This is a genomic window from Brevundimonas diminuta (genome assembly GCF_050310045.1).
Classification (GTDB): Bacteria; Pseudomonadota; Alphaproteobacteria; order Caulobacterales; family Caulobacteraceae; genus Brevundimonas; species Brevundimonas diminuta_F.
Map to the genome: position 1 here is coordinate 1,638,067 of NZ_CP190005.1, position 13,332 is coordinate 1,651,398.

General features: G+C 64.8%; 9 protein-coding genes. 4 read left to right on the top strand and 5 right to left on the bottom strand.

The features are described 5' to 3' along the window. Positions 1 to 117 precede the first annotated feature (117 nt). Positions 118 to 1,809: an alkaline phosphatase D family protein gene (locus tag ACORJG_RS07915; RefSeq protein ID WP_427788351.1), complete on the bottom strand. Its 1,692-nt coding sequence runs from the start codon at positions 1,807 to 1,809 to the stop codon at positions 118 to 120. A gap of 11 nt (positions 1,810 to 1,820) precedes the next feature. Next, the gene (locus ACORJG_RS07920; RefSeq protein ID WP_427788352.1) at positions 1,821 to 4,358 is read right to left on the bottom strand and encodes a TonB-dependent receptor; all 2,538 of its coding nucleotides are present in this window, start codon (positions 4,356 to 4,358) and stop codon (positions 1,821 to 1,823) included. A 264-nt stretch (positions 4,359 to 4,622) separates the two neighbouring features. Here ACORJG_RS07920 and ACORJG_RS07925 point away from each other — a divergent pair, with 264 nt between their 5' ends. After that, entirely contained in the window at positions 4,623 to 5,159 is a 537-nt protein-coding gene (locus ACORJG_RS07925) for a DsrE family protein (protein ID WP_427788353.1), read from the top strand. 6 nt (positions 5,160 to 5,165) lie between these two features. Here ACORJG_RS07925 and ACORJG_RS07930 read toward each other — a convergent pair whose 3' ends face one another. Continuing rightward, the gene (locus ACORJG_RS07930; protein WP_427788354.1) at positions 5,166 to 6,962 is read right to left on the bottom strand and encodes an ABC transporter ATP-binding protein; all 1,797 of its coding nucleotides are present in this window, start codon (positions 6,960 to 6,962) and stop codon (positions 5,166 to 5,168) included. Between the two features lie 222 nt (positions 6,963 to 7,184). Next, positions 7,185 to 8,468: an MFS transporter gene (locus ACORJG_RS07935; protein ID WP_427792999.1), complete on the bottom strand. Its 1,284-nt coding sequence runs from the start codon at positions 8,466 to 8,468 to the stop codon at positions 7,185 to 7,187. A 256-nt stretch (positions 8,469 to 8,724) separates the two neighbouring features. Here ACORJG_RS07935 and ACORJG_RS07940 point away from each other — a divergent pair, with 256 nt between their 5' ends. From ACORJG_RS07940 to ACORJG_RS07950, 3 genes are read left to right on the top strand one after another with little or no spacing between them, the layout of a single operon-like run. After that, positions 8,725 to 9,966, top strand: a complete 1,242-nt coding sequence (locus ACORJG_RS07940) for a parallel beta-helix domain-containing protein (RefSeq protein ID WP_427788355.1) — start codon at positions 8,725 to 8,727, stop codon at positions 9,964 to 9,966. Between the two features lie 8 nt (positions 9,967 to 9,974). Then, complete coding sequence (locus tag ACORJG_RS07945; RefSeq protein WP_427788357.1) at positions 9,975 to 11,114, top strand: SO2930 family diheme c-type cytochrome; 1,140 nt, start codon at positions 9,975 to 9,977, stop codon at positions 11,112 to 11,114. Then, positions 11,111 to 12,532 (top strand): aldehyde dehydrogenase family protein, encoded by a 1,422-nt coding sequence (locus tag ACORJG_RS07950; protein ID WP_427788359.1) that lies wholly within the window; start codon positions 11,111 to 11,113, stop codon positions 12,530 to 12,532. The genes ACORJG_RS07945 and ACORJG_RS07950 overlap by 4 nt, the downstream gene beginning before the upstream one ends. A gap of 10 nt (positions 12,533 to 12,542) precedes the next feature. On the opposite strand, the gene ACORJG_RS07955 is transcribed toward ACORJG_RS07950, so the two are convergent. Further along, a complete protein-coding gene (locus ACORJG_RS07955) occupies positions 12,543 to 13,199 on the bottom strand; it encodes a TetR/AcrR family transcriptional regulator (RefSeq protein WP_427788361.1) in 657 nt (218 codons plus the stop codon). Positions 13,200 to 13,332: the final 133 nt, after the last annotated feature.

A 13,332-nucleotide genomic window follows, 5' to 3' on the forward strand; every position in this document is an offset into this window, starting at 1 on the left:
GGAATTGCGAGACGTTATCAGTCGCAATTCAGTGATTGTGATCGACCCCATCGCAGACATGAAAAAGGCGGACCGCCTGCGCGATCCGCCCCCTCTTTCCTATCCGTCTGAACCGCCTCAGCTTCCGACGACGCCCGCCTCGGTCAAGGCGCCGCTGCGCGACACGGCATAGCGTTTCAGCGCCGTGACCTCGAACGGCTTGGCGAAGATGGTCGACACCTGCATCAACGCCGCCTCGGCCCGCTCCGTCGTCAGGGTCAGGACGATGAAGCCCTTGGCCGACTGGTCGCAGAAGACCACCTCTTCATTGGCCTGCATCAGCGCCGATCCCAGCGGGAAACCGCCGAGGGCATCGCCGATCGAAGGGCTGGAGACGGCGCTGGTCCCGAACTCGATCGCCCGGCGCGCGCCGCCCTCATCCTTCAGTTCGTTGACCCAGAAGGCGTGGCTGTCGCCGGACAGGACGATGGGCTGCACTCCCGCCTCTGCGAAAGCCGCATACAGCCGCTCACGCCCGGCCGGATAGCCGTCCCATGCGTCGAGATTGAACGGCAGCCCCATGCTGAACAGGAACAGAGCCTGCTCGAACTGTTCGCGATAAGCCTCTGGAATCTGGGTCATCAGACCCTGGATCTGCGCCGCGGTCAGGGTGCGTGACACATCAGGCCCGGCGACGCGCGCCACAACCACCTGATTGCCCAGCACCTGCCACGGACGGCCCTTGGCCTTAGAGGCTGACAGTTCACGCTTCAGCCAGTCGCGCTGCTGCGCCCCCATCAGATCGCGCGACGGGTCGTTCAGCTTGGCCCGGAAGGCATCCAGATCCAGCACCGGCTCGCCGTCCGGTCCTTCCTTGGCCGTCAGATCCTTGGCGTAGTCCAGCGGCTCGGTACGGCCGGTCAGCCGCGTCTCGACCATCATCAGACTGGCCAGATCGCCGAAGTGGAAGCTGCGGTGGATCGCCTCCTGCAGGGCGCCCGGCGCCGCCTCGCGGATCGGCATCCATTCATAATAGGCCTTCAGCGCCGCCGCCTTGCGCACGGCGAAGTCGCCTTCCGTCTCGGGCTGATGGTTCTCGGCGCCATGCATCCAGGAATCATTGGCCGTCTCGTGGTCGTCCCAGACGCAGATGAAGGGCGCGCGGGCGTGGGCGGCCTGAAGATCGGCGTCGGTCTTGTACTGGGCGTGCCTCAGCCGATAGTCGGCCAGGGTGACGATCTCATGCGGCGGCTGCGGCACGCGGCCCAGCTTCGCCCCCGTCGCCATGCCATAAGCGTCGTCTTCCGCCCCGTATTCATAGATGTAGTCGCCCAGATGGACCACGGCGTCCACGGACGGCAGGGCGGCGATGGCCTCATAGGCGTTGAACAGGCCGCCGGGGTGCAACTGGCACGACACCACCGCCAGATTGACCGGCGCCACGCCATCGGCCGCCAGCGTACGCGTCCGACCGATGGGCGAGCGCGCCTCGCCCACCGCGAAGTCATAGCGATAGTCGCGTCCGGGACGCAGGCCCGCCGCATCGACCTTGACCGTATAGTCGCGTTCAGGCCCCGTCATCACGCGGCCTGTGGCGACGACGCGGTCGCCCTCGCCTTCCAGCATGCGCCAGACGACCGACACCGGCCCGGCCTGTCCGACGTCGGGCGTCACCCGCGTCCACAGAATGACCCGGTCCGTCGCCGGATCACCCGATGCGACGCCATGCGCGAAGGCGATGGCGACGTCTTCGCCCGAAGGAAGCGTGGCGCAACCGGCCGCCGCCCCCGCACCGAACAGACCCAGCAGGCCGCGACGGTTCATGCTCATCTCCGCGGCCCTCAATAACGCAGGGTGAAGGCGACGCCATAGCTGGCCCCGCGTCCGGCGATGAAGGACGGCAGGCCCAGCGCATCGCCGGTATTGCCCGCATCCTTGATGTATTTCTCATCCAGGATGTTGTCGCCGAAGGCCTCGAGGCCCCAGTTCCCATTCGACGGGGCATAGCGCACCCGCAGGTTCAGCAGGCCATAGCCGTCCTGATATTCGTCCTGGATCAGGTCAGGCACGAAGTTGCCGGTCTGCAGGTCCGGGCGGTCGTTGTCGTCATCGAAGAAGACCTTGGACTGCCACGTATAGGTCGGCTGGACCTCGAACGTCCCGCTTTCAACCGGCAGGCGCCAGGTCGCCCCGATCGAGGCCATGTGATCCGGCGACAGGCGGAAACGGTTGCCCTTGCGCGCGCCGCTGTCGAAGCGCGAGTGGTTGTAGCCATAGGTGGCGAACAGGTCGAACGTCGGCGCCACGGCGAAGGCCGCCTGACCTTCAAAGCCATAGGCGCTGGCCTCGCCCGCATTGATGGTGACGAAGCGGACGCCTTCCTGCTGCGTCGTCTGGAAGTTGTCGTAGGCGTAGTGGAAGACCGCCGCATCCAGACGCAGGCGCCGATCCATCAACGCCGTCTTATAGCCGACCTCAAAGCTGTCGACGGTTTCAGCCGGGACCACCTCGAACTGGGGCGCGCCCAACGGGGCCGAGGGACCGCGCACTTCCAGCACCTCCGGGCGACGGCCGCGCGCATAGTTGGCGTACAGGCTGGCGTCGTCCGACAGGGCGTAGCGGGCGTTCAGGCGCCAGGTGAAGCCGTCGTCCTTGTGATCCGCGTCGATCCGGTTCCCGTTGCCCGCAGTCGGCTGGCTGGTGATGCCGAACAGCGGAACCATCGTCGCGGGCAGTTGGCCATACATCGGGTTGGCCAGCGCCGCCAGCAGGGCCGGAACCTGTGCAGGCGGCACGGCGCCCTGCGCCACGGCCAGCAGGCCGCCCAGCGTCGAACGCCCATTCAGCAGGGCGGCCGAATAGCCCGTCGTCTTGTCGTCGGTGGTCCAGCGCAGACCGCCCGCGATCTCCAGCCGGTCCGTGACCTGCACGGTCACATCGCCGAACACGTCCCACGATGTCAGTTCGCCGAAGTTGGTCGAGGTCTCGATATGGGCCGACTTCAGATTGTCGGCGATCGGCCCGGCCAGGGCGCCCCCGCCCAGCGGCGTCAGCATCTGCGCCAGCGCCAGCCGCGCCAGCGTCGGATAGGCCGCCATCGGCAGGGTGTTGTGGCCCACGCCCGTCGGGTTTCCGTCCAACAGACCGGCCAGTTGCACCAGGGCCAGACGCTCATCGAACTGGGTCGGCATCCGCTGGAAGCCTTCCTCGCGGAACCACCCGGCGCCGACGAAGCCGCTGACACGCCCGCCGTTGTCGTAGTTCAGGCGCAGCTCCTGGCTCCACTGCTTGCCGTGGGCGTGCTCGGCCGCCGTCAGCAGAGGCAGCGACAGGCCGTCCGGATCGAACACTTCGGTCGAGTCGAAGGTGCGGTAGGCCGTGGTCGAGTTCAGCGTCAGCGACGGCGACAGCCGCCATTTGGCCAGCCCTGTCACGCCCCACACTTCCCGATCCAGCCCCAGACCCACGCCGCCGTCGAAGTCGGCGCCAGGCGTCAGGGCCGCGCCCTCCCACGGATCCCGCCCGCCCAGCACAGCGCCGGTTTTCGGATCGGCCGGGTTATAGGCGATGGACTTGAACGACGTCGCCGAGGCGTCATCGACCTGATAGTTGGCGATCAGGTCGAACGACAGATTTTCGGTCGGCGCCCAGGCGCCTGACAGGCGCACAGCCTTCGTCTCAATGGAGTTGTAGTTCTCGCCGCCCAGCAGGTTCTCGACCGTGCCGTCGCGGGTCTTCATCCGCGTGGCCAGACGCAGGGCGCCTGTCTCGCCCAGCGGGGCGTTCACAAAGCCCTCGACCGAACGATAGTCCATGTCCCCCGCCTCGATACGGGCGGCGGCGTCGAACCGGCCGGGACGGGCGCGGTTCTGCACCAGATTGACCGCGCCGATCAGGGCGCCGCGACCATACAGGGTCGACTGCGGCCCCTTGGCCACCTCGATCCGCTCCATGTCGAACAGCTCGACATAGGAGCCGCGCGACTTCGAGATCGACACCCCGTCCTGATAGACGGACACGCGCGGCTCGGCCGTGGCGGCGCCCGAGTCCGAGGTGATCCCGCGCATCACAAAGCCCGGATTGTTCGGCGACTGATTCTGCACCAGAAAGCCCGGCACGAAGGCCGACAACTGATCGAACTCCTGCACGCCAAGGCTTTCCAGGAAGGCGCCGCTGTAGGCCGTCAGGGCGAACGGCACCTCGATCGGGTTCTGGGCGCGCAACTGGGCGGTCACGACGATGTCGTCAACGGCCGAAGCCGCCTCGGTCGCCTGACCTGTGGGCTGAACATCGGTCTCGGCCTGCGCGGCGCCGACCGCCATCAGACTCCACATCGCCACGCCGGCCATCAGCACCGGCTTGTTTCCAACGGACTTCATCGCTGCATCCCCTAGCTTGAGTGCAGGATGCCTAGTGGGCGTCGGCGTCAGCCCCGCGACGGATACGCAACCTCAAGGTGAAGCTGATGCTTCCTTTCAACGAATAGACATCCGGGAACGGCGATTTATCGCCCGCAGCATCCCCGCCCCGCGCCTTCAGCTTGACAGAAAAGCGCATACTGACGGACTGAAACCCCATCGGATGCGCCGCCTCAGGCTTCGCCTTCACCGACCCTTTCGTCGCCCTCCATATCCGGATACGCCATGAAGACCGCCATCGCCGCCACCTTCGCCGCCCTGTTTCTCGCCGCCGCTGCGGCGTCTCCGGCTGCGGCCCAATCCGTATCGGGCGGATACGGCGGCTTCACCGCCCTGCCGGACGCGGGCGAACAGCCCGTCGCCGGGCGCGAATACCGCGTCATCATGGACCTGACGCAGGGCGGCCCGGACGACAAGCCGCTGAAGGTGCTGGAACGCGTGGCCCGTCTGGTCAACATCCTGGACGCAGGCGGCGTCAACCAGCAGCACCGCAAGATTGTGGTGGTGATGCACGGCGGCTCCACCCTGTCGACCCTGACCGACGCCGCCTGGGCCGCGCGCGGCAAGGGCGACGTCAATCCGAACAGCGAACTGATCCGCAACCTGGCCGCGGCAGGCGTGCAATTGCGCCTGTGCGGCCAGTCGATGGTCGCCAACGGCCTGACGCCCGCCGACCTGAACCCCGCCGTCCAGGTCGACATCGCCGCCCTGATGACCGTCATCCATCACCAGCAGCAAGGCTACGCCCTGGTTTTCAACTGACCCGCCTCACCCCTCGCGGATTTCCGGACTGGCGCCTGACTGCCGCTCGAACAGCCGCCGATAGCGCCCCTGCGGCGCCCGCAGCAATTCGTCGTGCGACCCATCCTCGACGATCTGCCCGCCCGCGAAGACCAGGATCCGGTCCAGCGCCCGCACTGTCGACAGCCGGTGGGCGATGACCAGCGCCGTGCGCCCGACCAGCAGCCGCTCCATCGCCTCCTGAATGGCGGCCTCGCTCTCGGAATCGAGGCTGGAGGTCGCCTCATCCAGAATCAGGATCGGCGCATCGGCGACAAAGGCGCGGGCGATCGCCACACGCTGGCGCTCGCCGCCGGACAGCTTGACCCCGCGCTCGCCCACCAGAGTGTGATAGCCCTTGGGCAGGCGCATGATGAAGTCATGCGCATTCGCCAGACGCGCCGCCTGTTCGATCTCGGTCTGGGTCGCATCCGGGCGGCCATAGCCGATGTTCTCGGCGATCGAGCGGTGGAACAGGATAGGCTCCTGCGGAACGATGGCGATCTGTCGGCGCAGTGAGGCCTGTGTCGTCAGGCTGATGTCCTGACCATCGATCAGGATGCGGCCGCCGCTCACGTCATACAGCCGCTGGATCAGCTTGATGAAGCTGGTCTTGCCCGAGCCGGACCGCCCGACCAGACCGACACGCTGGCCCGCAGGCACAGTGACATCCAGTCCGTCGAACAGCACGGCGTCCTGTCCGGCATAGCGGAAGGTCACGTTCTCGAACCGGATGGCGCCGTCGGAGATGCGGATCGGCTGTGCATCAGCGCAGTCGGCCACGCCCAGCGGCTCATCATGCAACTGGACCAGCTCCTCCATCTCGTTGACCGAGCGCTGGAGGTGGTGGATGTGCATCCCGATCTCACGCAGATAACCGTTCAGCACCAGATAGCTGGTGATGACATAGGCGATGTCGCCTGCGCTGGCCTGGCCCTTCATCCACAGCCACAGGGCGACGCCTGTGACCGCCAGACGGATCAGCCACAGCAGCGCCACCTGCCCCGTGCCCATCCAGGTGAAAGCGGACCATGTGCGCCGCGTCCGCTTGCTCCACTTGGTCAGGGAGCGGGCCAGAAAGGCTTCTTCACGCGCCTCGCCGCCAAAGGCCTTGACCACGGCGTTGGCGCCGATGGCGTCGGCCAGAACGCCGCCGACCTTCGTGTCCCACTGGTTCGACAGGCGCGCGATCGGCGCCAGAACCCGCGTGGCCAGAACCACGGTCAGGCCGATATAGGCCGTCGCCCCCACGCCCATCACCAGCCCCAGCAGCGGCCAGTGCAGCGTCAGCAGGATCACCGTCCCCGCCAACACCGTCATCGACGGCAACAGGGCCAGCAACAGGACGTCGTTCAGCGTATCCAGCGCCCACATGCCGCGCGTGATGCGCCGGACCGTCGAGCCGGAAAAAGCGTTGGCGTGCCAGTCGGTCGACAACCTCTGAACGCGGGCGAACCCTTCCTGGGTCACGTCGCGCATCATGTTCAGCGTCAGGGGAATGACCGCCCACCAGCCCAGATGGCGCAACACCACCATCGCCGCGCCCAACAGGGTTATGGCGCCGAACGCGACCCAGGCCGCCTGTGCATCGCCCTGGCCGACGGCGTCGATGATCCGCCCGGCGTAAAGCGGTGTGAACACTTCGGTCAGGGTCGCCAGCAGCATGGCGCCGCCGCACGCGACCACCAGTGAAGGCGTCCTGCGCCACAGGCGGAAGGTAAAGGCCAGCACCCGGCCCAGCACGGCGGCGCGCAGGGGCGCATCCGCCTCGTCTTGATCTGTCATGGAGGTTCGCTGCGACCACGCGCAGCCCTTGGTTCAGCAATGATCGGAACGGCTCTGAGCTCCAGAGCCGGAAGGAAGGTCAGCGTTCGCTACGAGCGCCGGGGCATGGGACGCCGCGAAGGCGCATGGTCTTGTTCGTCATCACGCCCTCCTTCCCTTGATCAGTTGGACAGTTTCGCCGTTAGCAGATTTAAATGCTGTTTCGCAACACTGTTGCGCCCATCACTCATGGGCGATCATGCTCTTGTGCCTGGTGTCCCGCATGAAGATGACGACGATCAGCGAAACGCCGATCATGGCGGTCACATACCAGAAGTAAGCGCTCTCATTATTCTGCGATTTGAACCAGAGGGCCGCATATTCCGCCGTGCCCCCGAACACGGCGTTGGCGATGGCGTAGGGAAGCGCGACGCCCAGAGCCCTTACATGCGCAGGGAACAACTCGGCTTTCACCACCGCATTGATGGCCGTATAGCCGGACACGATGACGAGCGCGGCCAGAGCCAGCGCAAAGGCGACCGGCGCGCTGTCCACCTTGGCCAGGGCCGTCATGATGGGGACAGTGAACAGCACGCCTAACACGCCGAAGACGATCATCACCGGACGTCGCCCGATCCGGTCCGAAAGAGCGCCTACAAGCGGCTGCAACAGCATGAAGACCAGAAGGGCCGCCGCGCTGATCTGGGTGGCGGCGTCCTTGGAAAAGCCCGAGGTGTTGACCAGGAATTTCTGCAGATAGGTGGTGTAGGTATAGAAGGCGAGCGTGCCGCCCGCCGTCAGCCCCATGACCAGCAACGCCTCCTTCGGGTGCTTGAGGATCAACAGCATGGCGCTGGATTTCGGCGCTGCGCGCGTGTCCTCGGCCTTGAAGGCGCTCGTTTCGTCCAACCCGCGACGCAGCCAGAACACCACCACGGCCAGACCCGCGCCGACGAAGAAGGGAATGCGCCACCCCCAGGCGCCCAGCGCCTGTTCCGACATCACGGATTGCAGGATGATCAGCAGCAACAACGCCAGAAGCTGACCGGATATCAGCGTCACATACTGGAAACTGGACCAGAATCCGCGGTTCTTCGCCGTCGCCATTTCAGACAGATAGGTCGCCGACGAGCCATACTCTCCGCCCACGCTGATCCCCTGCAACAGCCGCGCGAGCAGCAGCAACGCCGGCGCGGCGACGCCGATCCTGTCAAAGCCCGGCGTGCAGCCGATGAGCAGCGACCCGGCGCACATCAGGGTGACGGAAAGGGTCAGCCCCGCCTTCCGCCCCCGACGGTCGGCATAGACGCCCATGATCCAGGCGCCGATGGGCCGCATCAGGAAACCGACCGCAAACACGGCCGCCGCGCCCAGAAGCTGGGCGGTGCTGTCATCACTGGGGAAGAAGACCGGCGCGAAATAGAGGGCAAAGGCCGCATAGGCATACCAGTCGAACCATTCGACCAGATTGCCGGTAGATCCGCCTATGATGTTCCTGAGACGCCTTGCATTGCTCATGGACGACATCATTCAGGCCCTACCGTTGTGTTCAGACAAGCCAGGGCGACGCCAAGGATCATAGCGTCCCCTCCCCTCTTGGCCGTTGTGCGACGACAGGATGCAGAATGATAGTCACAGGGATGCGAGCATCCGCCTTGTCTGCGCATCATCGAGTTCCCTGATCCAAAAACAGAAACTGTTTCATTTTCACCTTGCCCAAACACCATCGTTATGGAAACGTGCAGTCAGGCTGACTTTCACGAGCGTTCTGGAGGGGGACATCATGAAAACGCACACATGGCTTTGGGTCGCAATTGCGCTAACGCTGAGCGCCTGCGGATCAAGGACGCCCGCCGACAAGGGCACGGACCTGTCCAAGGCGAACACCACCTATCAGAATGAATTGATGGAACTGCTGATGGACGCCAAACCCGGCACGGTGATCGAAATCCCGGCCGGCGTCTTCGCCATCGACACGGAACTGAGTCTGGTCGTGGACGGCGTGACCATTCGCGGCCAGGGCATGGACAAAACCATTCTGAACTTCCGCAATCAGGCCGCCGGCGCTCAGGGCCTGCTCGTCAACGCCAGCAACTTCACCATCGAAAATCTGGCGATCGAAGACACCAAGGGCGACGGCATCAAGATCAATAAGGGCGAGAACATCATCGTGCGGAAAATCCGCACCGAATGGACTCAAGGGCCCAAGACCGAAAACGGCGCCTATGGCATCTACCCGGTTCAGACCAAGAACGTCCTGATTGAGGACAGCGTCGCCATCGGCGCCTCCGACGCCGGAATCTATGTCGGCCAGTCCCAGAACGTCGTGGTCCGCCGCAACCGGGCCGAGTTCAACGTCGCCGGCATCGAGATCGAGAATTGCATCGACGCCGACGTCTATGAAAACGTGGCCACCAACAACACCGGCGGCATTCTGGTCTTCAACATGCCCCAGTTGCAGCAAGCCGGGTACCGGACGCGCGTCTACAACAACCGCGCCGTCGCCAACAATACGCGCAACTTCGGCCATGCCGGCACCCCGGTCGCCAGCGTCCCGGCAGGCACCGGCGTGATCGTCAACTCCAACGATCAGGTCGAGATTTTCGACAATGACATCGCCGACAACAAGACGGCCAACATCATCATCTCGGCCCTGTTCTCGGCAGGCTATTCCGACAGCGCCATGAGCGAGGACTTCGACCCCTATCCCGAAGCTATCCTGATCAAGGACAACCGCTTCAGCGGCGGCGGCAATGCTCCCGACGGCCTGGAATTCCAGGCCCTGCGTATCGCCAAATTCGGCCCGACCGGCCGGTTCCCCGACATCCTGTGGGACGGCTACGTCAATCCCAAGAAGCTGGTGAACGGCCAGCTTCCGGCTGAACTTCGCCTGTGCATCGACAATGGAAACGCCGGCGTTCTGAATATCGACGGGCCGAACAAATACGCCAACCCGAGCACGGACATCACCCCGCACCGCTGCACCCTGCCCCGGCTTAAGCCTGTCGTCCTGCCGGAAGCCTGATGCGGCCCATGAAACCGCTTCGTCTGTTCGCACTAGGCCTGCTGCTCCTGAGCGGAGCGGCGGGCTGCGCCAACCCCCAGGCCGACCCCATGGCCGACCCGACTTTCTTCAAGACGGAGAACCCGAAATTCCTCAAGGACTGGGGCATGGTCCAGATTTCGGATGGCGCCCTGGTGTTGGGCGCGCGCGTCACGCCCTATGATCTGACGACGCCGCTGTTCACCGACCACGCGCAGAAGCTGCGGACGATCTGGATGCCGCCGGGCGTGGCGGCCGACTATGATGCGGACGACGTTCTGTCCTTCCCAGTCGGAACCGTCATCACCAAGACCTTCTTCTATCAGAAGGGTCGCGGCGGACGCGTGCGGCAGCAGGCGGATCAGGCGATGATCCACGACGGCGAGGGCCTGAGCCTGAAGCAGGTGCGAATGATCGAGACGCGTCTGCTGATCCGTCGCGATGACGGCTGGACCGCCCTGACCTATCTTTGGAACGACGCCCAGACCGAGGCGGTGCTGCACCGGATCGGCGCCGTTGTCCCGCTGACGCTGGCGCGGGAAGATGGTTCGGAAGAAGCCTTTTCCTACATCGTGCCCAATGCAACCCAGTGTTCGGCCTGCCATGCGACCAATGTCGCCACCCGCGCCATCCAGCCGATCGGCCCCAAGGCGCGCCTGCTCAATCGCGACTTCGCCTATTCGGACCGTTCGGAGAACCAACTGATCCATCTGGCCGCCATGGGCTATCTGAAGGGATTGGCTGCGCCGGATCAGGTCCCGCTTCAGCCTTCATGGACCGACGCCAGCGCATCGACCGAGGCCCGCGCCCGCGCCTATCTCGACGTCAACTGCGGCCATTGCCACAATCCGGTCGGGGCGGCCGCGACCTCGGGCCTTTATCTGAACGCCTCTGCACCGCTGACAGGATCGGCCGGACTGTGCAAACCGCCGGTCGCAGCCGGAGCCGGAACCGGCAACCTGCGTTACGACATCGTGCCGGGCAAGGCTGAGGAATCCATCGTGCCCTACCGCATGGCCTCGACGCATCCGGCCGTCATGATGCCCGAGATCGGCCGCTCCACCCGCCACGATGAAGGCGTCGCCCTGATCCGCTTCTGGATCGACGCCATGGAAGGAAACTGTCAGTGACGACCGCCGCGCCCGCATCGACCCTGAAGGACCCGGACATCGGGCCCCCGGCCGGCGTCACGATGGCTGTAAACGCCCTGCGCGCATCTTTCGAAGGCGGCCTGACCCGCGACCTGTCCTGGCGGCTGGACCAGTTGAGCGCCGTCCAGCGGATGATGGTCGAGAACGAAGCAGACATCGCCGCCGCCCTGAAAGACGACCTGGGCAAACCCTTCGCCGAAGCCTGCACCGCCGAGATCGACCTGGTCGCAAAGGATGCGGCCTACGCCCGCAAACGCCTTCGCCGCTGGACGCGGCCGCAGCGCGTGGCGACGCCGCTGGCCGCTCAGCCCGGCAAGAGCTTCGTCCACGCCGTCCCCTATGGCGTCGCGCTGATCATCGGCGCCTGGAACTATCCCTTCCAGTTGGTGCTGGCCCCTCTGGTCGGAGCGATCGCGGCAGGCAACTGCGCCGTTATCAAGCCCTCAGAGCTGGCGCCGCGCTCATCGGCTCTGCTGAAACAACTGGTCGAGCGTTATCTCGACCCACAGGCCTTTGCGGTGATCGAAGGCGACGCCGACGTCTCTACCGCCCTGCTTGAGCAGCATTTCGACCTGATCTTCTATACCGGTGGCGAAAGGGTCGGCCGCATCGTCATGGCGGCGGCGGCCAGGCGCCTGACACCGGTCGTTCTGGAACTGGGCGGCCAGAACCCCTGCATCGTCGATGAGACGGCGGATCTGAAGGTCGCAGCCAGACGGATCGTCTGGGGACGTTTCCTCAATGCCGGACAGATCTGCGTGGCGCCGGACCACGTCTATGTCTCAGCCTCCGTCGAGGCCCGCTTTCTGGAAGAACTTAAACGCGCCGTCACCGACATGTTCGGCGAGGATCCAAGCCAGAGCGCGGACTTCGGCCGCATCATCAATCCGCGTCACGCCGCGCGCCTGAAGGCCCTGTTGGGCGACGGTCGCGCCGTCACGGGCGGTCAGGCCGACGTCGACGCCTGCTATGTGGCGCCCACCATTCTGACCGATGTGCCGGCCGACGCCGCCATTCTGGCCGAAGAGATCTTCGGCCCCATTCTGCCGGTCCTGCCCTATCAGACGCTGGATGCGCCGCTGGCCGCCATCAACGCCCGGCCTCCGGCGCTGGCCCTTTACGCCTTCACCCGAAAACAGGCGACGGCGGATCGGATCATCGCCTCCACTCGCTCAGGATCAGCCACGATCAATGACGCTGTGGTCTTTATGACCAATCCGAATCTGCCCTTCGGCGGCGTCGGCGCTAGCGGCATGGGCGCCTATCACGGGCGGTACAGTTTCGAGGCCTTCAGCCACCAGCGCGCAGTTCTCAAACGCAACTTCGCTCTGGACGCCAGCATCCGCTACCCGCCGTTCAGCAAGCGCGGCCTGGCCATGCTGCGCCGCCTGATGTGAGGCGGAGCCTTTAAGTCCCCGTGTCGTCGTTCAGATAGGCCGAGAGATAGCGCTCCATGGCAATGGAAGCTTCGGCGAACATGCGCTCGATCCATTCAGACCGCGCGTCGCCGCTGGTCAGAGTCTCGAACGAGGTGAAGATTTCCGTGGCCATCCGCGCCACAGCCAGGGGCGCCTCGCCGCGAAATCCATCCAAACCCTGTTCCCAGCGCGCCGCCAGATAGGCCGCGATCTGCGCATTGGCCTGTTCCTTGACCACCCGCAGCTCCCGCGTCGTCAGCATCAGGTGAAACAGCGGGCGATAGGCTGGATCTTCATTCAGCGTTTTACGCAGAGCCAGCATCACTTCCAGATGACGCTCACGCCAGGTCGTAAACTGCGGATCCTCCATGATCTCTGCGATGCGACCATGAAGTTGCGCCACAAGAGTTTCGAACAACTCTTTGTAAATAGAGAACACATTCGGAAAGTAGCGATAGATCGAACTGACCGGCACGCCCGCTTCCGCCGCGATGGAGCTTGTCGTGATGGCGTCCACGGGGCGTGACGCAAGCAGGGCTTCCGTCGCAGTCAACACACGATCAATCCGGTCGCGCGCCCGTTGCTGCATCGGGGCCGTTCTGCGCTCCAGCGCGGGGGTGGTCTCTTGCAGCACGCGCGGGGCCACGGATGTCGTTCCTCTTCATTCACAACCTGTAGGGCGTCTAACACGTCTCCACGCGCCTGTAAGCTGCACAGCCATACACCCCCTTGCCAAACGGAATATTATTCTGTTTCGTTAAATTTGCATAACGGGGGTC